The sequence below is a fragment of the Pseudarthrobacter sp. PH31-O2 genome, assembly GCF_030063265.1.
Taxonomy (GTDB): Bacteria; Actinomycetota; Actinomycetes; order Actinomycetales; family Micrococcaceae; genus Arthrobacter.
Genome location: NZ_JASIST010000001.1, coordinates 864524 through 888503, shown reverse-complemented (window position 1 = coordinate 888503; position 23980 = coordinate 864524). Strand labels below are relative to the sequence as shown.

General features: G+C 65.1%; 22 protein-coding genes. 17 read left to right on the top strand and 5 right to left on the bottom strand.

The annotated features are described in order from the left end of the window. The first annotated feature begins 355 nt into the window (after positions 1–355). From QMG72_RS04025 to fmdA, 3 genes are read left to right on the top strand one after another with little or no spacing between them, the layout of a single operon-like run. Positions 356–994 (top strand): AmiS/UreI family transporter, encoded by a 639-nt coding sequence (locus tag QMG72_RS04025; protein WP_226774326.1) that lies wholly within the window; start codon positions 356–358, stop codon positions 992–994. Positions 995–1044: 50 nt separating this feature from the next. Further along, positions 1045–1335 carry an FmdB family zinc ribbon protein gene (locus QMG72_RS04020; protein ID WP_226774327.1) on the top strand — a complete coding sequence of 97 codons (291 nt, stop codon included), beginning with the start codon at positions 1045–1047 and terminating at the stop codon, positions 1333–1335. Between the two features lie 36 nt (positions 1336–1371). Further along, on the top strand, positions 1372–2628 hold the full coding sequence (fmdA, locus tag QMG72_RS04015; RefSeq protein WP_226774328.1) for a formamidase: 1257 nt from the start codon (positions 1372–1374) through the stop codon (positions 2626–2628). Between the two features lie 162 nt (positions 2629–2790). Here the strand turns inward: fmdA and arfB are convergent, their stop codons facing one another. Beyond that, the gene (arfB, locus tag QMG72_RS04010) at positions 2791–3213 is read right to left on the bottom strand and encodes an alternative ribosome rescue aminoacyl-tRNA hydrolase ArfB (protein WP_226774329.1); all 423 of its coding nucleotides are present in this window, start codon (positions 3211–3213) and stop codon (positions 2791–2793) included. A gap of 42 nt (positions 3214–3255) precedes the next feature. Between arfB and QMG72_RS04005 the strand changes: the two genes are divergently transcribed. From QMG72_RS04005 to QMG72_RS03965, 9 genes are all read left to right on the top strand, one after another. After that, the gene (locus QMG72_RS04005) at positions 3256–3696 is read left to right on the top strand and encodes a helix-turn-helix domain-containing protein (RefSeq protein WP_348774846.1); all 441 of its coding nucleotides are present in this window, start codon (positions 3256–3258) and stop codon (positions 3694–3696) included. Further along, positions 3696–4673, top strand: a complete 978-nt coding sequence (locus tag QMG72_RS04000) for a TIGR03086 family metal-binding protein (protein WP_282359977.1) — start codon at positions 3696–3698, stop codon at positions 4671–4673. Before QMG72_RS04005 ends, QMG72_RS04000 begins: the two co-directional genes overlap by 1 nt. A gap of 154 nt (positions 4674–4827) precedes the next feature. Further along, complete coding sequence (locus QMG72_RS03995; RefSeq protein ID WP_226774331.1) at positions 4828–5154, top strand: YciI family protein; 327 nt, start codon at positions 4828–4830, stop codon at positions 5152–5154. A 137-nt stretch (positions 5155–5291) separates the two neighbouring features. Then, positions 5292–6548, top strand: a complete 1257-nt coding sequence (locus QMG72_RS03990; protein WP_282359982.1) for an MFS transporter — start codon at positions 5292–5294, stop codon at positions 6546–6548. Between the two features lie 184 nt (positions 6549–6732). After that, complete coding sequence (locus QMG72_RS03985; RefSeq protein ID WP_226774332.1) at positions 6733–7035, top strand: hypothetical protein; 303 nt, start codon at positions 6733–6735, stop codon at positions 7033–7035. 23 nt (positions 7036–7058) lie between these two features. Further along, entirely contained in the window at positions 7059–8522 is a 1464-nt protein-coding gene (locus QMG72_RS03980) for a protein adenylyltransferase SelO (protein ID WP_283479708.1), read from the top strand. A gap of 263 nt (positions 8523–8785) precedes the next feature. After that, the gene (locus QMG72_RS03975) at positions 8786–10192 is read left to right on the top strand and encodes an MBL fold metallo-hydrolase (protein ID WP_282359976.1); all 1407 of its coding nucleotides are present in this window, start codon (positions 8786–8788) and stop codon (positions 10190–10192) included. An 82-nt stretch (positions 10193–10274) separates the two neighbouring features. Further along, complete coding sequence (locus tag QMG72_RS03970) at positions 10275–11591, top strand: MFS transporter (RefSeq protein ID WP_226774335.1); 1317 nt, start codon at positions 10275–10277, stop codon at positions 11589–11591. 82 nt (positions 11592–11673) lie between these two features. Then, positions 11674–12882, top strand: a complete 1209-nt coding sequence (locus QMG72_RS03965) for an alanine racemase (protein WP_226774336.1) — start codon at positions 11674–11676, stop codon at positions 12880–12882. Between the two features lie 34 nt (positions 12883–12916). Here QMG72_RS03965 and QMG72_RS03960 read toward each other — a convergent pair whose 3' ends face one another. Further along, complete coding sequence (locus QMG72_RS03960; RefSeq protein ID WP_226774337.1) at positions 12917–13822, bottom strand: MBL fold metallo-hydrolase; 906 nt, start codon at positions 13820–13822, stop codon at positions 12917–12919. Between the two features lie 760 nt (positions 13823–14582). On the opposite strand from QMG72_RS03960, the gene QMG72_RS03955 reads away from it, so the two are divergent. Beyond that, positions 14583–14885 carry a DUF4193 domain-containing protein gene (locus tag QMG72_RS03955; protein ID WP_226774338.1) on the top strand — a complete coding sequence of 101 codons (303 nt, stop codon included), beginning with the start codon at positions 14583–14585 and terminating at the stop codon, positions 14883–14885. 22 nt (positions 14886–14907) lie between these two features. Further along, a complete protein-coding gene (locus QMG72_RS03950) occupies positions 14908–15921 on the top strand; it encodes a prenyltransferase/squalene oxidase repeat-containing protein (protein ID WP_283479707.1) in 1014 nt (337 codons plus the stop codon). Between the two features lie 147 nt (positions 15922–16068). Here QMG72_RS03950 and QMG72_RS03945 read toward each other — a convergent pair whose 3' ends face one another. Further along, positions 16069–16230 (bottom strand): YegP family protein, encoded by a 162-nt coding sequence (locus QMG72_RS03945; protein ID WP_283479705.1) that lies wholly within the window; start codon positions 16228–16230, stop codon positions 16069–16071. Positions 16231–16622: 392 nt separating this feature from the next. Here QMG72_RS03945 and QMG72_RS03940 point away from each other — a divergent pair, with 392 nt between their 5' ends. After that, positions 16623–17636 carry an isopenicillin N synthase family dioxygenase gene (locus QMG72_RS03940; RefSeq protein ID WP_282359973.1) on the top strand — a complete coding sequence of 338 codons (1014 nt, stop codon included), beginning with the start codon at positions 16623–16625 and terminating at the stop codon, positions 17634–17636. A gap of 170 nt (positions 17637–17806) precedes the next feature. Further along, positions 17807–20470 carry an ATP-dependent helicase HrpB gene (gene hrpB, locus QMG72_RS03935; RefSeq protein ID WP_283479703.1) on the top strand — a complete coding sequence of 888 codons (2664 nt, stop codon included), beginning with the start codon at positions 17807–17809 and terminating at the stop codon, positions 20468–20470. 194 nt (positions 20471–20664) lie between these two features. Here the strand turns inward: hrpB and QMG72_RS03930 are convergent, their stop codons facing one another. Next, positions 20665–21618, bottom strand: a complete 954-nt coding sequence (locus tag QMG72_RS03930; RefSeq protein WP_226774343.1) for a hypothetical protein — start codon at positions 21616–21618, stop codon at positions 20665–20667. Continuing rightward, positions 21615–22337, bottom strand: a complete 723-nt coding sequence (locus tag QMG72_RS03925; RefSeq protein ID WP_226774344.1) for a cytochrome b N-terminal domain-containing protein — start codon at positions 22335–22337, stop codon at positions 21615–21617. The genes QMG72_RS03930 and QMG72_RS03925 overlap by 4 nt, the downstream gene beginning before the upstream one ends. Before the next feature lie 361 nt (positions 22338–22698). On the opposite strand from QMG72_RS03925, the gene ligD reads away from it, so the two are divergent. Next, positions 22699–23721 carry a non-homologous end-joining DNA ligase gene (ligD, locus tag QMG72_RS03920; protein ID WP_226774345.1) on the top strand — a complete coding sequence of 341 codons (1023 nt, stop codon included), beginning with the start codon at positions 22699–22701 and terminating at the stop codon, positions 23719–23721. The last annotated feature ends 259 nt before the right edge of the window (positions 23722–23980 follow it).

The following is a 23980-nucleotide window of genomic DNA, read 5'->3' as shown; positions in this document are numbered from 1 at the left end:
GCGGCCACACCGTAAGCGGTGCGGTCCTGACAATGAATCCAGCGGGTCCGGCTTGGTCTGTCAGGAGTACTTCGGGAACACCCCCCACCCCGGATGGGTCACCCGGGAACCGTCACCAACCCGTTACTTATCTCGGGCCCAAGGCCCGGGCCGCCGCTCCGATAACCGCCCCGTCAATTCGGCCCTAGCGGCAGGGCCAAAGGACCTTAGAGGGTGCCGCCCGGGAGGTCTAGTCTAGGGATAAATCCTGAGTTCAGGACATTCTTTTGCTTCGGCTCTTTAGGCGGGCACAGCACTTGCCAAAGAACGCCGGGAGCGCCCGCAAAGTCTCTATTCACCTCGCGCTGGAGTTGACATGGGTAGTGTTGGTTTGCTTTACGTTGGAGCAGTTCTGTTTATCAACGGGCTGATGCTTTTGGGGGTCATCCCGGGGAAGTCTGCGGCAATCCTCAATTTTTTTGTTGGCACCATGCAGGTGGTGTTTCCGACGATTATCATCCTTCAGGCCAACAACGATCCCACTGTTATCTTCGGTGCGGCCGGTCTGTATCTGTTCGGGTTTACCTACTTGTATGTAGGGATCCTGCAAATGACAGGAATCAGCGGCGAAGGCCTGGGCTGGTTCTCGCTGTTTGTGGCAGCCTGTGCCGTTGCGATCGGAGTCCTGCAATTTACCTTGGTGGCGGACCCGGTCTTTGGCATCATCTGGTTTGTCTGGGCCGTCCTCTGGTTCCTCTTTTTCCTGGTCCTCGGGTTGAAGAAGGATTCGCTCACCACCATGACCGGTTGGTTCACCGTCTTCATCAGCCACCTGACCGGCACCATCCCCGCGTTCTTCCTGCTTCTTGGCCGTTATGAGACCAACAACGGGTATGCGGCCCTGGTTGCCGCGATTGCCGCGGTGGCCCTGGCCGCGGCCTACTTCCTCGGCCGGAAGGCGATGCGCAACAGGGCCCTGGCGCCCCAGCCCACCAATGTGGCCCGGACCGCTTAAACATCCCGTAGGGGGAATAGTCTCCCACCCGGACAAGAGAGGACCCGGCCATGGCCACCTACGAATACCGTTGCCCATCCCATGAGGTTTTGTTCGAATCGCAGCACCCGATCGGAGAGGCGCCGGAGACCGCAGTATGCCCGGCCTGCGGCGGCGTATCCCGCCGCGTCATCAGCAGTCCCTACCTTTCACGGTCCGGGTCAGCCGCGTTCAAACTTATCGACAGCACCGTGCGCAGCGCCGCCGAACCCCAGGTGGTGAACTCCCGCATTCCGGGCGCCCCCAAGAGGGTCCAGCCATACACCTCCAACCCGTTACATCAGAAACTACCGCGGCCCTAGGAATCTAAGAAGCGGAACCTAGTCAAAGGAGACACAATGCCCGCAAAGATATTTAACCTTGACTCGTCAAAGAAGTTCGAGGACCAGGAGAAAATAGGCCATAACCGATGGCATCCGGAAATCCCTGCCATTGCCACGGTCAAGCCTGGTGAGTCGTTCCGGGTGGACTGCCGGGAATGGTTCGACGGCGCGATCGTCAATGACGACTCGGCAGACGATATCCTGAATGCTCCCCTGCTGACCGTCCATAAACTCAGCGGCCCCTTCGCCATCGAAGGCGCAAAACCAGGGGACCTGCTGGTGGTTGATATTCTCGACGTTGGTCCCATTCCGCAGGAAGATTCCGGCCCGCTCGCCGGGCAGGGCTGGGGCTACACCGGTATTTTCTCCAGAAACAATGGTGGCGGATTCCTGACCGATCAGTTCCCGGACGCTTATAAGGCCATTTGGGATTTCACCGGACAGATCGCAACATCGCGGCACGTTCCCGGCGTTTCCTTTACCGGGCTGATCCACCCGGGACTGATGGGCACGGCGCCGTCGGCTCAACTGCTCGCGAAGTGGAACAAGCGCGAAGGTGACCTCATTGCCACCAACCCCAACCGCGTCCCACCCCTGGCGCTGCCGCCCGAGGCCGGGCACGCTGTACTCGGACACCTGCCCGAGGCGGATTTTAGCCGGGTCGCAGCGGAAGCGGCCAGGACTGCCCCGCCGCGTGAAAACGGTGGAAACCAGGACATCAAGAACCTGTCCAAGGGCAGCCGGATCTTCTATCCGGTCTTCGTTGACGGCGCCAACCTCTCGTTGGGTGATCTGCATTTCTCCCAGGGCGACGGCGAAATCACCTTCTGCGGCGCCATCGAAATGGGCGGTTTTATAGACCTCCGGGTGGACATCATCAAAGGCGGCATGGACACCTACGGCGTCAGCGAGAATGCCATCTTTATGCCCGGCAACGTCGACCCGCAGTTCTCGCAGTGGCTGGCCTTCTCCGGAACGTCGGTGACACTTGACGGCGAACAGCGCTATCTGGACTCGCACCTGTCCTACCAGCGGGCTTGCCTCCACGCCATCGATTATCTGAAGAAGTTCGGCTACAGCGGAGAGCAGGCCTACATGATCCTGGGAGCCGTGCCCATTGAAGGCCGGCTCTCCGGTGTTGTGGATATCCCCAACTCCTGCTCGACTGTCTACATCCCCACAGCCATCTTCGACTTCGATGTCACACCGTCGGCTGCGGGCCCGCACAAGATAGATCCCGGCATGGGCGTGCCCATGTCCCGGAACGGCTGATCGCCTGGGCCGGGGCGCCCGCGGCGCCCCGGCCCACAGCACACCCAGCGTCACCCGGCCCGCCGCCGGAGGGAGCCGGACCGCCATCTTGGGCACGCTGGGTTGAGGCCTGCGCGGGCGCCGGCTCGCCCGTCAGCCGCAGGTCCGGGATCCGCCGCCCCGCTACTCTGCTGACGGCCGTTGCCGCTGCCGTTTTGTCGCCGAGCGCTGTTCCTTTGCCGCGAGTCGCCGGCGGTTGGAACCCCGCGTCGGTTTGGTGGCGCGGCGCCGCGCAGCCTCGGGCGCAAGGCCGCCTGCTATGAGGCCGGCGAGCTTTGCCAAGGCGATTTCGCGGTTGCGCAGCTGGGAACGCCGCTCGGAAGCGGTAACTGTGATGCTTCCGGCGATGAGGCGGGAATCCAGCCGGGTGACCAGCATCAGTCGTTGATCGTCCGAAAGCACCGCGGAGGCGACGACATTCCACGTGAGCTCGACGCGGCTGTCCGAGGTGTTGACGTGCTGACCTCCCGGGCCGGACGAACGCGAGAACCGCCAGCCCAGTTCCGCCGCGGGAATCGTGAGCGCGGCCGACACCTCCAGATCCATCCGCTAAGCCTCGCACAATATCGGCGCAGTTGGAGCCTCGCCATGGGCGAATCCACGGTCCCGGCAACGGCGGTCGGTGTCCGGGCCTGCGCCAACCAGCGAGCGGGTGTTATGCCCGACAAACACTTGCACAATACGTTAGCCAAGGCTAACGTATTAATTGTGCCTGATCTTCTGGAAGTTGCCACGGAGCCAACCAGGCGGGCACTGCTTCGACTCTTGGCAGCGGGGGAGAAAACGGTAACGGAGCTCTCCGCAAACTTTCCTGTGAGCCGCTCTGCGATCTCGCAGCATCTGTTGCTTTTATCCGATGTCGGTCTCGTCTCGGCCCGAAAGGACGGCAGGAACCGGTACTACGGTTTGGACTCCTCGGGGATGGTCCGGCTGCGTGAACAATTCGACTCCTTCTGGACCAACGAACTGGATCTGCTGGTCGCTGACGCCGGCCGGCTCCGCCCACCTTCACGGCAAGGGAAGAACTGATGTCCTACACAAAAACTGTTTTCCTCCCGGTTGACCCGGATACCGCCTTCTTGCTCATCACGGAGCCTGAACGGCTTCGCCGTTGGAAGGCCGTCGCGGCCAGGGTCGAGCTTCGCATCGGTGGAAGCTATCGCTGGACCGTTACCCCGGGACATGTGGCGCTGGGGACGTTTGTGGAAATCGAGCCGGGTAAACGTGTCATCTACACCTGGGGATGGGAGGGGGACACCCAGTTGCCGCCGGGTGCCTCGACTGTGACAGTGACCCTGGAAGCGGTCGACGGCGGAACGACTGTCCAGCTGATCCACGACGGGCTAACCGCGGAGCAGGAGATCGGCCACGCCCAAGGCTGGAACCACTTTATGGCGCGACTCGTACTTTTGGCCACGACCGGCGACGCCGGTGACGATGACTGGGCGGCAGCCCCGGATCCGATCGATGAGCTTGCCAGCGCCGAAGCCACCCTCGCCGTAGTCCAACGCATTCTCCGCGGACTCAAGGACTCTGACATGGGAGCCCGCACGCCCTGCGCAGGCTTCACCGTGGAAGGCCTCCTGAACCATCTCTTCGGGTCGATTGCATCGATCGGCAGTGCACTCGGTGTTTCCGTTCCTGCCCAGCCGACGGCCCCGCCCGAGGTTAGAATCGCCGACGCAGCGCAAATCATCCTGGAAGCTTTCCGGGCCCGGGGCCTGGCGGGAAGCGTGGACATGGGCTTCGCGGAACTTCCCGCCACGATGGTGGCAAATATCCTGAATGTGGAATTCCTGGTCCACGCCTGGGACTTTGCGAAGGCCACCGGGCAGGAGCTCACCGTCTCGCCGGTACTCGCGGACTACGTGCTGGGCCTTGCCCGGAACACGATCAGTTCTCACCAGCGCGGCGGCGACTTCGCCCCGGGGACGCTTGTCGATGAGTCGGCGGCGAGCATGGAGCGCCTCGTTGCGTTCACCGGCCGTGAGGTCGCCGGCATCTGATAAGCCAACTCACGGCAGGAGCACACAATGCCAGGGCGGCCGCATCTGCTGCATCCCTTGCACAATCCCGCCTCCTAATAGTTCGCACGGGCGGGGCGGTCTCAGCGTCCATGCCGGGCCGTTCGAAAGGCGAACGCAGATGAAAGGACATGTTATGAGCAAGTTCATCTATCTCTACAAGGGTCCGGCCACACCGATGGACCAGTTCACCCCGGAGCAGTCAGCGGAGCAGACTGCCGCCTGGGGCGGCTGGGTGGAGAAAATCGGGCCGGCCCTGCTCGATATTGGCGCACCGTTTACGCCTTCCCGTACAGCGGTGGTGGACGACGGTGCCGTGGCGGACTCTTCGGATCTGAACGGCTATTCGATAGTGGAAGCCGAAAGCCTCGCGGCGGCTAGAGCCCTGGCGGACGGACACCCCTTCCTGTCCGAGCGGAAAGGGACGTTCACCTTGGAGATCTTCGAGCTCGGCGAGATGTAGCGCCGCAATGAGTGGTGCCCCGGCGAACCGAGCGAGCTGCGTGCGGGTTTCCTCCGCCCGCTTCTCTGGCTCTCATCGAGCAAGGAGACGAGAATGGCCTGGTGCCAGCCGCTCGCCCCGCCGGGGACGGCAACCCGATGAACGCCGCCGCCCTAACGATTCAGCGCATCTATCTGACGTTGACGCTGGGCAATACCCTTGCGGCCTCGTTCATATGGGGGATCAACACCCTCTTCCTGCTCGATGCCGGGCTGAGCAACCTTGAGGCTTTTGCCGCGAACGCCTTTTTCACCGCCGGGATGGTGCTGTTTGAAGTGCCCACCGGTGCGATCGCCGATGGCTGGGGACGCCGGGTTTCCTTCCTGCTCGGCACCGTCACGCTGGCGCTATCCACCTACCTCTATTACCTGCTGTGGCAGCTTTCCGCCCCATTCTGGTTGTGGGCAGTGGTTTCCGTTGTGCTCGGCTTGGGATTCACCTTTTTCTCCGGGGCGGTGGAAGCGTGGCTCGTCGACGCGTTGCGGTTTTCCGGATACGAAGGCGACCTGGAGACGGTACTCGGCCGGGGATTGATGGTCTCGGGCATCGCAATGCTTGCTGGCTCGGTGGCCGGCGGTGTCATCGCCCAGGCCACCAACCTCGGCGTGCCGTTTATGCTGCGGGTGGGAGTGCTGATGGTGATGTTCGTTGTGGCCTTTAGGCTCATGCACGACGTCGGGTTCACTCCGGAACGGAAGGGACACCCGCTTCAGGCGACCCGTGCCGTACTCTCCGCCTCGATTGAGAACGGCTTGAAGAATCCGCCCGTCCGGTACGTGATGTTCGCCGCGCCGTTCAGTGCCGGCGTCGGGATCTATGTCTTCTACGCGCTCCAGCCGTACCTGCTGGAGCTTTTCGGCGACCCGCACGCGTACTCCGTGGCCGGGGTGGCGGCGGCAATCGTGGCAGCTGCCCAGGTGATTGGCGGTTGGTTGGCGCCACGGCTGCGGCGCCTTGTGCAGCGGCGGACGACCTTACTCATTCTGAGCAGCGTTATGGGGGCGGTAATCCTGGTCACTCTTGGGTTTATCCAGGTGTTCTGGGTGGCCCTGGTGCTGCTGGCACTCTGGGCCCTGGTAACGTCCGCGGGCACCCCGGTGCGGCAGGCTTACCTCAACGACATGATCGCCTCGCGGCAACGGGCAACAGTGCTTAGCTTTGACTCGCTGATGGGATCAAGCGGCGGTGTGGTGGTGCAGCCGATGCTCGGCCGGGCAGCAGATGTGTACGGCTACTCCGCGTCGCTGGCGGTCGGCGGCATCATCGGGCTAGTCGCCGCGCCTTTCCTGCTGGCCAGCCGCCGCCAGCGCCACCGGGCCGATCAGGCCGCCGCGCCGACCGATTCCGCGCAGTAGTGATTCCGTGCAGTAATGATTCCCGCGGCCCGCCCGTGCTCTGCGTTGATCACCAGCAGGCAATAGTCATTTTGGCGCGGATCCAGGGACCGCCCCGCTTTCTGGCAGGTCCCGGACACCTTACGTTGAGCAGCCCTTCGGGCCTAGAGTTGGGCTTCAATAACGACGGCGACAGGAGAGTCACATGATTACCCTGCAGATCGAACACCAGGTCCGGGACTTCGGCATGTGGAGGAGGGCTTTCGACAGTGACCCGCTGGACCGGGCCGCTTCGGGAGTGCGGTCGTTCCGGATTTCGCGGCCGCTGGACCAAGAGGACTACGTCATGCTGGAGATGGATTTTGATACCCAGGAAGAGGCTGTGGATTTTTTGGGCCGTCTGCAGAACGACACCTGGAAGACCGGTGTGACGGCTCCGGCGTTGGTTGGAGAGCCCTCGACCAGGATTATAGAGATGGTAGCCATTAAGAAGGTGGCAGCCCGCTGAGGCGCCACAGTTAGTCTTGGAGTATGACTGCCACAGCTTCCTCACCTGTCAGCTTTGACGGCCGTTTTGCCCGGGAGCTGGGGGAGATGTCCATCCCCTGGCAGGCGGACGAGGCCCCGGACCCCCGGTTCGTGGTCCTCAACAAGCCCTTGGCCGGAGAGCTTGGCCTTGATCCCGCCTACCTTCGCGGTTCCGATGGGCTGCGGCTGCTGATCGGCAATCTGGTCCCCGACGGTGCGACTCCTGTGGCACAGGCGTATACCGGCCACCAGTTCGGCTCGTTGGCCCCTCGGCTGGGCGACGGGAGAGCGCTCCTGCTCGGCGAATTGATGGACGTGGAAGGCCGTCTCCGCGATGTTCATCTCAAGGGCTCCGGGCGCACCCCTTTTGCCCGCGGCGGCGACGGACGGGCAGTGCTGGGGCCGATGCTCCGCGAATACATCGTCAGTGAAGCGATGCATGCCCTGGGCATCCCCACCACACGGTCCCTGGCGGTAGTGGCCACCGGGCAGCAGGTGCAACGCGAAACGATGCAGCCAGGGGCCGTGCTGACGCGGGTGGCAAGCAGTCATCTGCGGGTGGGCAGCTTCCAGTACGCCAGGGGGACAGGGGACATCGGCCTGCTGCGGCGGCTCGCCGACCACGCCATCACCCGCCTCCATCCCGCCGCGGCCGCAGCCAGGCACCCCCATCTGGCCTTGTTCCAGGCAGTGATCAGCGCCCAGGCGTCGCTGGTTGCGCAATGGATGTTGGTGGGGTTTGTTCACGGCGTTATGAATACCGACAATATGACAATCTCCGGCGAGACCATCGACTATGGCCCCTGCGCCTTCCTGGACGCCTTTATTCCGGCGACGGTCTTCAGTTCGATTGACGAGACCGGACGTTATTCCTACCGCAACCAGCCCGCCATTGCGGAGTGGAACCTCACGCGGCTCGCAGAGTCCCTCTTGCCGCTCTTCCACGACGAGCAAGAGCAGGCGATCGCCCTGGCGCAGGAGTCGCTCGCCGGGTTCCGGCAGCAGTACGGCGCTGCCTGGTCGGCCGGGATGCGGGCGAAGCTTGGCTTGGCTGCCGGCGTCGAAGACGATGTGGCTGCCACGATGGTGGACGAGCTGCTCAGCATCCTGCAGGCCGGGCGTGCCGACCACACCGCCTTCTTCCGAAGCCTTGGTGCTGCCGCCCGCGGCAACACCGGGCCGGCGAGGTCTCTGCTTCCCGACCCGGCGGCTTTCGATGCATGGGTGGAGCGTTGGAGTGCCGAAGATCCGGACGCGGATGCAATGGACCGGGTCAACCCCGCCTATATCCCGCGCAACCACCTTGTAGAGGACGCCCTCGCGGCCGGTACCGGCGGCGACCTCGCACCGTTAGGGCAACTTCTGGCCGCGGTGACCAACCCCTTCGTCGAGCGCCCGGGCCTGGAACGCTTCGCTGCAGCGCCGCCGGTCGAGTTTGGCCCCTACCGGACCTTCTGCGGAACCTAGCACCTCGCCACCGGCCGGTCTGCGGGTTCATTGCTGGCGTCCGGCGCCAGGTCCTCCGCGGCCCTGCCGGTTACTGGCGAGTCCGTTTCAGCGGCGACACCGAGGATACCCCCGTCAGTATTTTGACTACCCCCGGGGGTATCTGGGAGACTCGTGGCGTAGAACGGCCTTCGGCAGAATCGGCCGCTTGCCAGATACCCCCGGGGGTATTAGTGTTAAACCTAGTTCACGGGGACACCCCGACACATGACGAAGGAGAGCACATGCTTCTGGAACGCATTTACGACGAGGACCTTGCCCAGGCCAGCTACCTGATCGGCTGCCAGGCCAAGGGCGAAGCGGTAGTGGTGGACGGCCGCCGCGACATCGCGGTGTACCAGGCACTTGCTGCGAAAAACGGCATGAAGATCGTGGCCGTGACCGAGACCCATATCCACGCCGATTACCTCTCCGGCACCCGTGAGCTCGCCGCCGCTACCGGCGCGAAAATCTACGTTTCCGGGGAAGGCGGACCGGACTGGCAGTACGGATTCGACGGCGAACGGCTGCTCGATGGCGACAAGATTGTTCTTGGCAACATCAGCATCCAAGCGCTGCACACCCCGGGCCACACGCCGGAGCACCTGTCCTTCCTTGTAACGGACGGGGCGTTCAGTGACCATCCCGGGTACCTGCTCTCCGGCGACTTCGTCTTCTCCGGCGACCTGGGCCGGCCGGATCTGCTGGATGAGGCCGCCGGCGGTGTGGATACCCGATTCGCAGGAGCCAAGCAGCTCTTCACCAGCCTGCGGGAAAAGTTCGTGACCTTGCCTGACTACGTCCAGGTCCACCCTGCCCACGGGGCGGGCAGCGCCTGCGGAAAAGCCCTCGGCGCAATCCCGTCCAGCACTGTCGGGTACGAACGGCGCTTCGCCTGGTGGGCCCCGTACCTCTCGGCGAATGACGAGCAGGGCTTCATTGACGAGCTACTCGAGGGCCAGCCGGACGCGCATGCGTACTTTGGCCGGATGAAGCGCGAAAACCGGCAGGGACCGGCGCTACTGGGCGCCCGCGCACCGCTGCAGGAGCTCACCCTGGCGACGGTCGCCACCGATCTCGCCGCCGATACTGTGACATTCGTTGACACCAGGCCCAACGACCAGGTTCATGAAGGTACCGTCATCGGCTCTGTGAACATCCCGGCCGGGAAGTCCGTGGCCAGCTTTGGAGCCTGGGTGGTCAACCCGGAAACGGACAAGAACCCGCTGGTGTTGCTGGCTCCGGACCAGGCTTCCGCGCAGGAGATGTGGGACCATCTGGTCCGCGTCGGCATTGACTCGGTGGCCGGCTATGTCACCGGCTTCGAGGGTCTGCCCGTCAGCATTCCGAAACTCATCCAGCCGGAGGAACTCGCGGGCTTCGACGCGGCCATGGTCCTGGACGTCCGCAACCGCACCGAACACGCGGCCGGACACATCCCCGGCTCGCACCAGCTCAGCGGCGGCCGGGTGATGTGGAACCTCGACCAGCTCCCCGCCGAAGGAACCATCGTGAGCTACTGCCAGAGCGGCGTCCGGAACTCCGTCGCGGCCAGCGCCCTGCGCCGCGCGGGCTACGACGTCGTGGAACTGGACGGCAGTTACGCCGCCTGGGTATCGCGGCAGCCGCTGGATGCCGTCTCAGCGAGCTAGCTTCACACCCTGACACCGCCGTCGGCGGCCCTGGCGACAGGGCCGCCGTCGGTCTTCTGCTCAAACCACGTGAGGCATGCTGATGTCCGGCACCACCGATTCACGCCTGCAGCGGCGCAGCCCCAGCGGCATCACGTTGGGGCTGCGGCAGAACCTTGCGCAGTTTATGCTCCTCGTCGCAGTTAATGCCCTCGTCGGAGGAACCCTGGGCCAGGAACGCACAGTGCTCCCGCTGCTGGCCGGGCAGGTCTTCCACCTCGGCCTCTACACCAGCGCGTTGACGTACATCCTGGCCTTTGGCCTCGCCAAGGCCGCCACCAACTATTTCGCGGGCACCCTCTCGGACCGCTACGGCCGCAAACCCATTCTGATAGCCGGCTGGATAGTTGCTCTGCCGGTTCCGCTGATGCTTATTCTTGGGCCGAGCTGGGGCTGGATCGTCGCCGGCAACGTGATCCTGGGCATTAGCCAGGGCCTCACGTGGTCCACCACAGTCGTGATGAAAATGGATCTGGTGGGACCATCCGGGCGCGGGCTGGCGATGGGCCTCAACGAAGCCGCCGGCTACCTCGGCGTCGCCGGCACCGCCCTCGCCACCGGCCACATCGCCGCCACCTACGGTCTGCGGCCCGGGCCCTTCCTGCTCGGCGCCGCCTACATCGCTCTCGGCCTCGGGCTATCGGTCTTTGCCGTGAAGGAAACCCGGGACTACGCCGGGGTCGAAGCCGCCAATCACACGGCCCACCGCAAAGCGGCCGGCGCCGAGCTGAGCAACCGCCAGATCTTCGCGTTCACCAGCTTCCAGGACAAATCCCTGTCGTCGGTAAGCCAGGCCGGCATGATCAACAATCTCAACGACGGCCTCGCCTGGGGACTCTTCCCCGTTATGTTTGCCGCCGCCGGACTGACGATCGAAAAGATCGGTCTTCTCGCTGCGGCCTATCCCGCCGTCTGGGGTGCGGCGCAACTCTTCACCGGTGCATTGTCGGACAAATACGGGCGCAAAGGGCTGATCGTCGGCGGCATGATGGTCCAGGCCGCCGCCCTGGCAGTGATCGCCGTCGGCCATGACTTCGCCACCTGGCTGACCGCCGCCGTTCTTCTCGGTCTCGGAACTGCCATGGTTTACCCGACCCTGCTTGCGGCTATCGGAGATGTCGCCCATCCCCGGTGGCGGGCCAGATCGGTCGGCGTCTACCGGCTTTGGCGCGACGGCGGCTTCGCTGTCGGCGCACTGCTCTCCGGCATCGTCGCGGACGCCATGGGCATCCCGGCCGCCGTCGGCGTCGTTGCAGGACTCACAGCGCTGTCCGGACTGTTTGTGGCTGTGCGTATGCGCGGCGCCGACCATCACGGCGGCCGGGTGCCCGCACCAGTCCGCGGCCCGAACGCGGCGTGACACAATCAACACAGCGCCAGCGATGGCCTCCCGTGGACTGCTGCGGTTAGCGGGCCGTGCGGACCGGAGCGAAAGGAGCGCCGTGATCAGCCCGACCCACCCTCACTGCGGAAGCAACAAAGAGTCAGCGGCCGGAACCGCCAGCAACCCGGCGTATCCTCAACTGCGTCTCAATATCGAGGCCCTGGACAACAACATCCGAGTCATGGCGGCCTGGTGCCAGGAGCGGGGAGTTGAACTTGCTCCCCACGTTAAGACAACGATGTCCGCGCCAATCATCAACCGCCAGGTGGCTGCCGGGGCCGTTGGCGTCACGGTTGCCACCCTGGATCAAGCGCAATTGGCCATCGGCTGGGGACACCAGCGCGTCCTCGTCGCCAACGAGATCGTTGATCGGCACGGCCTCCTGCGCCTCCGTACCCTGCTGGAGGAGGATTCCGGTCGGCACATCTGCTGCTTCGTGGATTCTGCTGCCGGTGTTGCGGCGGCAGCCGAAGTCTTCGCCGGGGCCGCCGCAGGCCTTGAGGTGCTGATTGACGTCGGCACTCCCGGCGGGCGCACAGGCGTCCGGAACCTCCCGCAGGCGCTGCGCCTGGCCGAGTTGATCCATGGCACCGCGGGACTCCGGCTCGTCGGTGTTGCCGGCTACGAAGGGGTAGTACCCAACAGCCGGACCCAGTCGACGCTCGACGCCGTCGACCGGCACTGCCGGCTGGTGCGGGACGCGTATTATGCTGCCGCGAAATACTTCGACACAGTCGCTCCCATCTACACCATGGGCGGCTCCGCCTTTCCGGACCGCGTTGCCGCTCACCTTCCCGACGACAGCCAAGTGCCCGGCACCCGAACGATCCTGCGCTCCGGCTGCTACGTCACCCACGACCACGGGACCTACGCAAGTGTCAGTCCGGTTCCGGGGCTGGTGCCGGCACTTTCGGTCCGGGCCGTCGTAGTGTCCGTTCCCGAGGCGGGAACCGCCGTCGTCGGCGCCGGCAAACGGGACCTTCCCTACGACGCCGGAAAGCCGGTCTTCCTGGCGGCCCTGACTGCGGACGGCGGCCCACGAGACGGCGCAACAGCCCTGGTGCGGACCCTTTTTGACCATCACACCGTCCTGGCCGAAGCGGAGGGCCTTTCCGTCACGGATGTGGTCGACTTGGGGATCTCCCATCCGTGCTCTGCTTTCGATCGATGGCCAGAGTATGTGGTCACCGACGGCAACGGACAACCCACCGGGGTATGGCACACCGACTTCAACAGATCGTCCCTGGCATCGCCCCCGGGCAGCTAGGGCGGTGTGCTGGCTCGCCGGCCCAGGGGCACAGCTAGCGGCCGAGTCCGCGGCCCAGCGCCCGGGACAGGAGGAGCCGGACGGACTGGGCTACTGACTCGCGCCGGCACGGCCCGTTCCAGATGATGAAATTAGCGTGACGCTGCGCTCCGGGGCGGTCATTGAGCAAGGTGGCGTCCCTGATCGCCTGGAGTGTCCCGGCTGCCAACGGAAGCGGCGCTTCGTCTGGATGCCAGGTCGAACCGAGCGGGAAGTCCCGAAACGGGCGGGCTGGCATTTCGATGTGCGCACCAAGAACAGCAGCGACCGGATGGGCCGCAGCGAAATCGCAGAGCGTACGCAGCGAATGCTGAAAGGCCGGAAAGTCCTGCACGTAGAGCCGTCCCGGGTAGACGGTGTCCCCGGTGAGCAGGATGCCGGTGTCCTCGTCATAGACGGCGATGGCGGACGGATGATGGCCGGGGACGGGGATCAGTTCAAGAATGCGTCCGCCGAGGTCAAACCGGGCCGTGCCGTGCGGCCAATCGTGGATTCCGAAAAACGCGGCGACGTGCTCGGCACTGTGTCCCACGAGCCTTGTCCGGTGCCGGCCGGTAAACTGCCCGTCTGCGGCAATGTGATCTCCATGGGCGTGGGAGTGGGCAACAACGAGTTCGTAACCGTCGTGGGGGTGTTCGTGCAGCCAGCGGTCAATAAGGGTGTCCACCGTTGCACGCAGCGGAAACCTGGTGGGGTCCGCCGTCGCGCCCGTATCAAGAAGGAAGGCGCGCTCGTCGCCGAACAGCAGGTACAGGAACGGAGCTTCGAAATTGTCGGTGATGTTTTGCCGGAGCACTATGGTGTTCGGTGCGGCCCGGTGGACCTGGATTGGCGGTGCGGTGCGGCTGGGCCGCGATCGGGTTCCCTCGTACCAGCGCACGTCAAGATCGAGTTCGGTCATGGCGTTCCTCGGTGGTCATCGCTAGGTTTCATGTAGGTACATTACTGTCAGCTGGCTACCGGGCGGGGACGCACTCCCGCTGCCGGGTAGTGTGACGAGGCCGGAACAACCAGGGGGCCGACGACGGCTGGGGCAGAGAACCCCGGTCTCAGAGGGTTCTCAAGCGTCGCCGACCCCGTCTCGCACCGGGCCTCGCGGCTCCGGCAAGCAACTGGGGCCAGCCACCTTGAGCAATGTGGGAAGGGCGCCGCCCCTACTACTATTGAACACCCTTCCGGTCGAATCGGGGAGACCCGCTGGTGTCCGGAAGTGTTTTGTCGGCTGGCGGTCCGAGCGCGACAGCAGGGCGGCCCGGACGGCGCCTTTCACGGCGACAGCACGTCAGGGGTGGCGCCGAGCGCACACTCCTGGTCGCTGCATTGACGGGCGCGCACCCGCCAATCGGGCTGCTTGGAAGCCACGGACCGTTCATCTTTCCAAATCGGAATGACCCGTGAGCCGCATTCCGGACACGGCGGCTCCACGTGGGCACGCCTTTGCGCTTTGTTCATGATTTCCCCCAAAGAAACTTCCCCGAATCTAGCCTTAACGCCAACGAATGTACAAATCAATTGCTGTCCGTAATTCTTTGGCAACAGTCCCGCACTGGCTCGTGCCCGGGCCTTATCGGGGCTAATCTCTGGTGAGGGGGAATACCAGGGCACTCCTGTCTGTTGAACACCTATCCGACAAGCATTCCGTAGAAGAGAGAAACACCCCAGTGGCAACCGATTATGATGAAGTACGCTCCGACGTCAAGGAGTCGCAGGACAGGTCCCTGGAGGCGCTGCAATCTGAGAACGCTCCGGACGCCCGCAGTGTGGTGCGTGACCTGGATGAGGCGGATTCGCTAGACGGTTCGATTGCGCCGGGCGGAGAGTTCGTCGCCGAGGAACTAGTCGTCCAGGTCATACCCCAGGCGCAGGATGAATTCACCTGCTACTCCTGCTTCCTGGTCCGGCACCGCTCCCAGATCGCGCGCGAGAAGAACGGTCACCTGTACTGCGTTGATTGCGAGGGCTAGGCGCGGGCAGCAGTCTCTGCGCATGACAGTCCTGGACTGGCTGCGGGATTCCGATCCTGCCATTCGCTGGCAAGTGCTCCGAGATCTCGACGGCGCCACAACCGGCGTTGTGACAGCTGAGCGATCGCGGGTGGCCACTGAGGGGTGGGGTGCCCGGTTGCTGGCACTGCGCGGGGCGGACGGCCAATGGGCCGGGGGAGCCTATTTCCCGGCCGCCGCCGTTGGGACCGACGTTCCCGCCGCCGGGTGCCAGCCCTGGACCGCCACCACGTACAGCCTCCTGCAGTTGCGGGACTTCGGCGTCGACCCGAAAAACGACCAGATCCGCCGCACCGTCGAACTCGTGCGGGAAAACTGCCGCTGGGAGGAAGGCGCCCAGCCCTATTTCACCGGTGAGGTGGAGCCCTGCATCAATGGAATGGCAGTCGGGCTCGGCGCCTACTTCGGTGAGGACGTCGACGGCGTCGTGGCCCGGCTACTAGGGGATCAGCTCAACGACGGCGGCTGGAATTGCTGGGCGGCCGACGGTGCCGTGGTTTCGTCGGTTGCAACGACGATCAATGTCCTCGAAGGCCTGCTCGCTCACGAGCAGGCAACCGGAGGTTCAGCTGAAACCAGCGAGGCCCGGCGGCGCGGCGAGGAGTATCTGCTGGACCGGCGGTTGTTCCGACGCAAAAGCACTGGCGAAACAGCCGACCCGGCCTGGCTGAAGTTCAGCTTCCCGACGCGCTGGCACTACGACGTCCTTCGCGCCCTTGACTACTTCCGCTCCACCGGGAATCCGCCGGACCCGCGGCTAGCCGACGCAACCGAGTTGCTTGGCTCGAAGAGGCAGCCGGACGGCACCTGGCTCCTGGAAAACACGCATCCGGGGCAGGTCCATTTCCAGCTCGAAGACGGCGACGGGCGGCCCAGTCGGTGGAACACCCTGCGGGCCTTGCGCGTCCTTAAGTGGTGCGGAGACGGAGTGCCGGCCCAGGCCCGCCTGCCGGTCTCATTCAGCGACGATCCTATGCTGCCCCGCTCCACCTGGTAGCTGTTGTGATCCTGCGGATTGTCCGGGCGCGGGAATGGAATTTTTCGCTTCGTTTATGCCGTTCATGACCCTCCGCCAGCGCCGGGCCGGAAGGCGCTGGTTCCCGGACAGGGCTTTGCGCGCTTCCCCCGGCGCACAGGTCGGTGATCAGGCCCATGCCTGCGCATTCGCGCACTCGGCGATGCCGGCGACGGCTTTGGACTTGTCGTTGAACGCCGTCGATACTGCCACAACGGTCCCGTCCGGTGCCCGCAGGCGGAATCGGAAGTGCGACTCTGCGTCGATGAACAATTCAAAAGAGGCGGCCATAACAATCCTTCCGGTCTGCGGTTCCTCCCCGGTCGTCCACACTGCAGAAGACTCACCGGCTCATCGCTGCGTTGATCTTCCACTGTCCTGGCCGAACAACCACTGAACAACCACTGACTCTCGTCATCTCGTGATCAACAGTCTCTTGCAGGCAACGGGACGCCGCAAGAGATGGCATGTAAACCCTGGGTAAAAGCTGAGCCACGACAGTCCGCCGTCACGCCCATCACTCAGGTGACAGGCGTTGCCAGCGTCCACTGCTGCGCATATCCGGACCCGCGGCCCACCAGGGTCTTATTTCGACATCTGAATGCCGCGCATTGACCAGCCGTCCGTAATATTAAAGAGTATTCAGTCCGCAACTTGCCAAGTTCATTGATAAGGACTAATGGATGACACTCGAATCATTGCCCGTCCTGGACTACTCCCTCTTAAGTGCAGGTCACCGGGAGGCCACGCGTTTTCGCGATGAGCTGCGCAACGCCATGCACGAGGTTGGCTTCCTCTACCTGGCCGGACACGGCATCCCGCAGGAGCTGACGGACGCCATGCTCGACGTGTCCCGGCGCTTCTTCGAACTTCCCGACGAACAGAAGCTCGCCGTCGAAAATGTCCACAGTCCGCAGTTCCGCGGATACACCAGGGTCGGCGGCGAGCTAACCGACGGCGCTGTTGACTGGCGCGAGCAGATCGACATCGGCGTCGAGCGGGCGGCTGTGAGCCCGGGACCCGGCGTCGCCGACTATTGGCGCCTTGAGGGACCCAACTTGTGGCCGGACGCCATCCCGGAAATGCGGGACATCGTCCTGGCGTGGACCGAACGGCTCAGCGCCATTTCGCTGGACCTCCTGCGAGCGCTGGCTGTGTCCCTGGGGGCGCCGCAAAACACCTTTGATGCGGCCTTCGCGGCAAGGGCATTTCCGTTGCTCAAAGTGGTGCGGTACCCGGGGGAGTCCGACCCGGAACCCAAGCAAGGTGTGGGCTCCCACCGGGACGGCGGTGTCCTGACGTTGCTGCTTGTCGAGCCCGGCAAAGGTGGCCTGCAGGTCGAGTACCAGGGGCAATGGATCGATGCCCCGCAAGTGCCGGGCACGTTCGTCGTTAATATCGGTGAGATGCTCGAACTGGCGACAAACGGGTACCTCAAGGCCACGCTGCACCGGGTAATCTCGCCACTGCGCGGCACGGACCGGATATCACTGCCCTTCTTCTTCAACCCCGCGCTGGACGCGACGATGCCGCAACTCGCCGTGAGCCCCGAGTTCCAGGCCAAAGCCCGCGGCCTGTCGGTGGATCCGACGAACAGCCCGATTCTGGAAACGTACGGTGACAATGCCCTGCGCTACCGGGTGCGGGCCCACCCTAACGTGGTCGCTGCCCACCACTCTGATCTGACGAACGGCTGACCTGCCCGGACCTGGCCGCGGTTGGAAGCCCAAGCCCGCCTACCTCACCCGGGCAGCAACGAGCCCGCCCTGCGCCGGCTTAGGCATGCCGGACATGGTGCGCTGGCCCGCCGGGTCCAGGGGAACGTCCGGCTGCACTCCGGCCCCGGCTTTGTGGGCACAATGGGAACGTGACTTCTCCAGCCGCTCCGCTGCCCGCTGCTCCCGGCCCCTTCAATCTGGGAGTCATCGGGGCCGGCTTGGCATTCGCACACTCGCTCGGTGAGCTGGCCCGGGCGCTGCAGGGCGGGGGGCCCGGCGCCGCTGCTGTGGTGCAGGCGCCGCCGGGCACGGGCAAAACAACCCTGGTGCCGCCCTTGCTGGCCAACCTGGCGCTGGGCGCTGCCTGGCGGCCCGGCCCCGGGCCCGCCCCGGGCATCATCGTGACCCAACCCCGGCGCGTCGCCGCCCGGTCCGCGGCGAGGCGACTGGCGGCTCTGGACGGCAGCCGGGTTGGGGACCGCATCGGATACACAGTCCGCGGGGAACGGCAGACGAGTCCGGGCACCCTGATCGAATTTGTCACCCCGGGCATCCTGCTGAACCGGCTGCTCGCGGATCCTGGACTGGAAGGTGCCAGCGCCGTCATTTTGGACGAGGTGCATGAACGCGGCCTCGAAACCGACTTGTTGCTCGGTATGCTCACGGAAGTGCGCCAGCTCCGGGGCGACCTCGGACTCGTCGCGATGTCCGCCACCCTGGACGCGCCCCGCTTCGCCGCCCTGATCGGTTCGGCGGGTCATTCCGGAAACCACGACGGCGGCTTGCCGTCACCGGTGGTTGACTGCCCGTCCGCACTGTATCCGCTCGAGGTGGACTGGGTGCCCGCCGCGGTGCCGCGTCTGGATGAACGCGGGGTCACGCGCGCGTTCCTTGACCACGTGGCGGACACCGCGGCATCGTCGCACTCCCACGCACTCGCGGCGGGCCAGGACATGGACGCACTGGTGTTCGTGCCGGGAGCGTGGGAAGTGTCCTATGTTGCCGGCCGGCTCCGTGGCAGGACCGGTGCTGACGTCCTTGAGTTGCACGGACAGATTGGACCCGCAGAACAGGACCGCGCCGTCTCCGGGCGGGAAACCGGCGGGCGCCCGCGGATCATCGTGTCGACGTCGCTCGCAGAATCCTCCTTGACCGTCCCGGGCGTCCGTCTGGTCATCGACTCAGGCCTGTCCCGCGAGCCCCGTCGGGATGTGGGCCGGGGGATGTCCGGCCTCGTGAACGTTTCCTGCTCCCGGGCCTCCGCCGAACAACGGGCCGGCCGGGCTGCGCGCCAAGGCCCCGGACGCGCGGTCCGTTGCTACGACCAAAAGAGCTACGGTGCAGCGCCGGCCCACCAGACGCCGGAGATCGCCGTCGCGGACCTCACCGCCTCCGCCCTGATCCTGGCCTGCTGGGGTTCGCCTGGCGGCCGCGGCCTGTCCCTGCCCGACGCCCCTCCGCAGGCTGCGATGGACGAGGCCGTCGAGGTGCTGCGCGAACTCGGCGCGGTGGCCCCGGACGGCCTCGCCACGAATCTCGGCAAGGAACTGGCAAGAGTTCCTGCCGATCCCCGGCTTGCCCGCGCCTTGCTGGACGGCGGGGCCGTCGTCGGAATCCGTGCCGCCGCGGAAGCCGTCGCCGTCGTCGCCGGGGACCAGCGTGCCCCCGGCGCCGACCTGCCGCGGCTGGTAGCCGCGCTGCGCGCTGGCCGGGAACCAGCATCCCGGCGCTGGCTGGAGGATGTCCGGCGGATGGAGTCGGTCGCTCGCCAGAAGAAGTTCGGCGCCACAACCCTGCCGCAGGCGGCGGTAAGCGCCACTGAATCAGTCGGCTTCGTCGTTGCCCTCGCGTTCCCGGACCGCGTCGCTCGGCGGGTCGCCGGTGACGGCCCGGAGCGCTACCTGCTCAGCTCCGGGACGCGGGCCGGTCTCCCCACCGGAAGTTCCCTGGCCGGTCACGAATGGCTCGCTGTCGCCGAAGTTTCCCGGGCCCAGGGACGCGATGCGGCCGGCACCGGAGCCGTCATCCGTTCCGCTGCGCCGCTGACGGCGGACACGGCGGAGGCCGCAGCCCGGCACCTCCTCACCGAGAGCGTGGAAGCACGGTTCAAGCAAGGCAGGGTCACCGCCCGCAAGGACCGCCGGCTGGGCGCGATCGTCCTGTCCTCCACTCCCGTGCGTCCCTCTGTTGCTGAAGGGCGCACAGCCGTGGCCCGGGAGCTGGAAAAGGAAGGACTTGGAACCATTGGATGGTCGACGGCGGCGGACGCACTCCGCCGCCGTCTCGCCCTGCTCCACCGGGAACTGGGTGGGCCTTGGCCGGATGTTTCCGAGCCGGCGCTGCTGGCCCGGCTCGAGGAGTGGCTGGCGCCGGAGCTTGAGGCGCTGGCCGGCGGCGCCGCCACGAGCGGGATCGAGCTGACGGAGCCGCTGCGGCGCCTGCTGCCATGGCCCGAGGCCTCCCGTCTAGGGGAACTCGTTCCCGAACGCCTTGAGGTGCCGAGCGGTTCGTGGGTCAGGATCGACTACCCCGCTGATGGGGACGGCAGTGGCCGCCCCGTCGTCGCCGTCAAACTCCAGGAGTGCTTCGGCTGGGACCGGACGCCGCGGCTGGTGGGCGGCCGGGTACCCGTGCTCTTCCATCTGCTGTCGCCCGCCCGGCGGCCGTTGGCTGTTACCGATGATCTCGCCTCGTTCTGGTCCGGGCCCTACGCACAGGTCCGTGCCGAGATGCGCGGACGCTACCCCAGGCATCCCTGGCCGGTGGATCCTTGGACGGCGCCGGCGACCTCACGGACCAAAAACCGGAGCTGAGGAACGGGCTGTCCCATGCAGGGTCAGGAGTGGGTGGCTTCCTCGGCGAGGGCGGAGCGGTGCGGGAGGGGCGGCCGGCACTGTAGACGCACGAACACCACAGCGGCGAACCCTTGGGAACGAACCACATCGTCACCAGTTGGCTTTGGCCGGTAGTCCGCCCGACCGTGGCACCCGATCCGTTGCTGACGGGGTCAACGGTTTCGGTAGTAGTCTCTCCAGATCAGGCGGTGCACGGGTACCTGCCGCGGCAGCGACCTCAGGCCGGGAATGAACGGCAGTGCGGCCAGCAACGCGGTCAACACGAGCATTGTGACCACAACAAGGGCATCGGCATTAGGCGAGGACTTGAATGGTTCCACCTGATAGAGGAGCGAGAAAAGCCACAGCCAGGACTGCCCGGGCGTGTCGCCGGTCTCGTTCATGACGCCCCACTGGTCCCCGGTGAGGTGTTGGCTGGCCGCAAGGTCCGGGAAATAGGTGCCGTCGCCGAGAAACAGCAGGCTGCGGGTGTAGTCCATGTTGTAGAAGTTGCCGCCACCTTCCAGCACGCCGTCCAGATTGCCGTTCCGTGCCATGTCCAGCAGCGCGCCGGTCAGCGCAGGAACCGGGCCGTAGTCGCCCGCGGCTACGCTGGCCGGGGCGTTGTCCGGGGCGGCGTCGAGGGCATCGGAATAGGCGGCTGTCCAGTCGGAGCGTTGCTGATCCGTGGCGGCAGTCCAATCGGCTACGGCGGCCGGCGGAGAGGGCAACGTCTCCAGCGGCGCAATCACGAAGTCATTCGCTGTATCCACCCGAATGCGGACGCCCGAGAGGCTTTGCAGGTCGATGGGACCGATTTTCTGCGCTGCATCCGGAGTCGCGTTGTACGGCGGCCCGTACCCTGCGGTGTCGCTGGTGCTGCCAAGTTCCTTTGCGGCGGTGGCGACGAAATCAGCCGGGGCGGCAATCGCCCACCCCTTGAGACTGACACTGGGCTCATCAGGTGACCCGAAGATGGCGGACACCCCGAGCACAAGAAGGCCAACCACGACAACGCCGATGGTCAGTTCCTTGACGAGATCGTACTCGCGGACGCTGCCCGTCCAGGGCCGACTGGCGATGTTGTTCGCCTTACGCCAGGAGGTGCTGTTGTTCTGCCTCGTCACCGCGCGACGTCCTTGGTCTTGGTGGACTCCGGAGGTTCAGTGGGCTCCGGGCTGTTGTGCATCAATTGGGCGTCGCCCTCGCCTGCCTCCAGCGGGGGTGTTACACCGTGCACCCGGACCAGGAGGACGTGCAGAATAACGATGGCCCCGACGGCCAGGGGAAGCAGGGTGATGTGCCAGACGAAGATCTGCCCGAGGTTGGCCACATTAAACCAGGCGCCCACCCCGACGGCGTTCAACGCGTCCTTGGCTTCGAAAGCGATCCACTGGGAATCGAAGTTCGTCTGAAGCAGATACCCGGTAAAGGCAGCGACGATGGAAACGACAAAGGCGACTACTCCGGTAATCCAGGTCAGGACCCGGCCTCCGCGCCAGGCCGCCATCCAGAATTTCAGCCACAGGTGCACCACCATAAAGATGAAGAACAGTTCCACGCTCCACAGATGGGTGCTGTTGACGAAGCCGCCCAATGCGGACACGTGATACCAGTGGGGCCCGTTGAATCCCAGCACGACGCCGGAAATGATGATCCACAGCAGCGAAGCTATTGCCCCCATGCCGAACACATAGGCCCACGACATCACATAGCTGGGCTGGTCCTCGGGCAACAGCTTCTCCGGCGGAAGCTTCCCAAGCAGCCACCGGCGGGCCCGTCCGGTCCAGGTATGAGCCTCGCGTTCCTCCGGCAAACCGTGCGCCGTTGTGGCCCGGGCAGTCATTTGCGCCGATTCCCGCCGGGAAAGGGTAGGACGAGGGCAACGACGAACAAGATGATCATTACGATGATCACGACCAGGTTTCCTGACTGAATAGTAAAGCCATCCCAGCCAAAATAGGTTCCAACCCCTAGCGTGCCAACGCCTGCGGCCAGCCATCCGGTCATTGGATGCTCGATTCTCTATCTGTTTCGGATCCCGCATTAACGCAACCACGGGCAAAAATCCGTAGCTAGAGTCTTTCGCCTCCAGTGATCCCGAATGTCCGCAGCACCAAGTGCCACATGAAATGCGGAAACTACAGGCCACTGCGGCCATCCGTTCGCCTCTTCAGTTGTCCTGGGTCCGGGGGTAGGTTGTCCCCATGGCCAAGGAAGAAGCCACCATCACAGTCAGCCGCCCCGACGGCGATCGGGACATACGGATTTCGAGTCCCGGCAGGGTGCTGTGGCCGCAGCTCGGGCTTACCAAACTGGACCTCGCCCGGTACATTGTCGACGTCGGGGAGGCTTTCCTGGCCGCAAACGGCGGCCGCCCCCTCACACTCCAGCGGTTCGGCGGCACTATCGACGGCGAGCAGTTCTTCTCGAAGAACCCGCCCAGGGGCGCCCCGGATTTTGTCGGCTCTGTGACGGTGGTGTATCCGAGCGGACGATCACATCCCCAGCTTGTGCTCGATGAGGTTTCCGCTGCAGTCTGGGCCGTGCAGATGAATACTGTGGTCTTCCACCCCTGGGCTTCCCGGGCCGGCAATCCGGACAACCCGGACCAGCTCAGGATCGACCTCGACCCACAGCCGGGCACCGGATTCGATGACGCTATTCCCGCCGCGCAGGAACTGCGTACCGTGTTGTCTGAGGCCGGGCTGGATGCCTTCATCAAGACCTCCGGCAATCGGGGACTCCATGTCTTCTCGCCGATTGAACCCAGCAGGGAGTTCCTTGAGGTGCGTCACGCCGTGATCGCTGCCGCCCGTGAACTGGAGCGGCGTATGCCGGAGAAGGTCACCACCGCATGGTGGAAAGAAGAGCGCGGCGCTCGGATCTTCGTGGACTTCAACCAGGCGAACCGCGACCGCACCATGGCCGGGGCCTACAGCCCGCGGGCAATCCCCGGGGCGACCGTTTCCTGCCCGATCAGCTGGGCGGACCTCGAGCACGTCAGCGCCCAGGACTTCACCATCGCCACCGTGCCGGGACGGCTCAGGGCCACCGGAGACCCGTGGGCGGATATGCACGCGAAGCCGGGCACCATCGACGTTCTGCTCCAGTGGTGGGAACGTGACCTGGCGGCAGGGCTGGGGGAGCTGCCCTTCCCGCCGGATTTTCCCAAGATGCCCGGCGAACCGATGCGGGTGCAGCCCAGCCGGGCCAGGAACAAGGAGTAACGGCTCAGATACCCCGCATCCCTCGGCCGGTGAACCCGCCAAGCCGACGCAACCGGTCGTCATCAAGGCCCCGCTTCCGGAGGCGGTCCGGTCCCGCAGGACGCTGGGCTGAGGGGTAGCCGATATCGGGGCAGAACGCCGCGCCGGGAACACACTCGGCCCACCGGAAGGACAAGGCCGCCGCTACCGGGACGGCGTCAGGGCCATCCGGCCCCTGTCCGGCCGTGGCGCGCCGAATTAGATTGGAAGTGGAACGTCG

Bases quoted from the DNA above. Each gene is read 5' to 3' on its own strand.
- QMG72_RS04025 (WP_226774326.1), top strand. From the start codon at position 356: ATGGGTAGTGTTGGTTTGCTTTACGTTGGAGCAGTTCTGTTTATCAAC.
- QMG72_RS04020 (WP_226774327.1), top strand. From the start codon at position 1,045: ATGGCCACCTACGAATACCGTTGCCCATCCCATGAGGTTTTGTTCGAA.
- fmdA (WP_226774328.1), top strand. From the start codon at position 1,372: ATGCCCGCAAAGATATTTAACCTTGACTCGTCAAAGAAGTTCGAGGAC.
- arfB (WP_226774329.1), bottom strand. From the start codon at position 3,213: ATGGATCTGGAGGTGTCGGCCGCGCTCACGATTCCCGCGGCGGAACTG.
- QMG72_RS04005 (WP_348774846.1), top strand. From the start codon at position 3,256: ATGGGCGAATCCACGGTCCCGGCAACGGCGGTCGGTGTCCGGGCCTGC.
- QMG72_RS04000 (WP_282359977.1), top strand. From the start codon at position 3,696: ATGTCCTACACAAAAACTGTTTTCCTCCCGGTTGACCCGGATACCGCC.
- QMG72_RS03995 (WP_226774331.1), top strand. From the start codon at position 4,828: ATGAGCAAGTTCATCTATCTCTACAAGGGTCCGGCCACACCGATGGAC.
- QMG72_RS03990 (WP_282359982.1), top strand. From the start codon at position 5,292: ATGAACGCCGCCGCCCTAACGATTCAGCGCATCTATCTGACGTTGACG.
- QMG72_RS03985 (WP_226774332.1), top strand. From the start codon at position 6,733: ATGATTACCCTGCAGATCGAACACCAGGTCCGGGACTTCGGCATGTGG.
- QMG72_RS03980 (WP_283479708.1), top strand. From the start codon at position 7,059: ATGACTGCCACAGCTTCCTCACCTGTCAGCTTTGACGGCCGTTTTGCC.
- QMG72_RS03975 (WP_282359976.1), top strand. From the start codon at position 8,786: ATGCTTCTGGAACGCATTTACGACGAGGACCTTGCCCAGGCCAGCTAC.
- QMG72_RS03970 (WP_226774335.1), top strand. From the start codon at position 10,275: ATGTCCGGCACCACCGATTCACGCCTGCAGCGGCGCAGCCCCAGCGGC.
- QMG72_RS03960 (WP_226774337.1), bottom strand. From the start codon at position 13,822: ATGACCGAACTCGATCTTGACGTGCGCTGGTACGAGGGAACCCGATCG.
- QMG72_RS03950 (WP_283479707.1), top strand. From the start codon at position 14,908: ATGACAGTCCTGGACTGGCTGCGGGATTCCGATCCTGCCATTCGCTGG.
- QMG72_RS03945 (WP_283479705.1), bottom strand. From the start codon at position 16,230: ATGGCCGCCTCTTTTGAATTGTTCATCGACGCAGAGTCGCACTTCCGA.
- QMG72_RS03940 (WP_282359973.1), top strand. From the start codon at position 16,623: ATGACACTCGAATCATTGCCCGTCCTGGACTACTCCCTCTTAAGTGCA.
- QMG72_RS03925 (WP_226774344.1), bottom strand. From the start codon at position 22,337: ATGACTGCCCGGGCCACAACGGCGCACGGTTTGCCGGAGGAACGCGAG.
- ligD (WP_226774345.1), top strand. From the start codon at position 22,699: ATGGCCAAGGAAGAAGCCACCATCACAGTCAGCCGCCCCGACGGCGAT.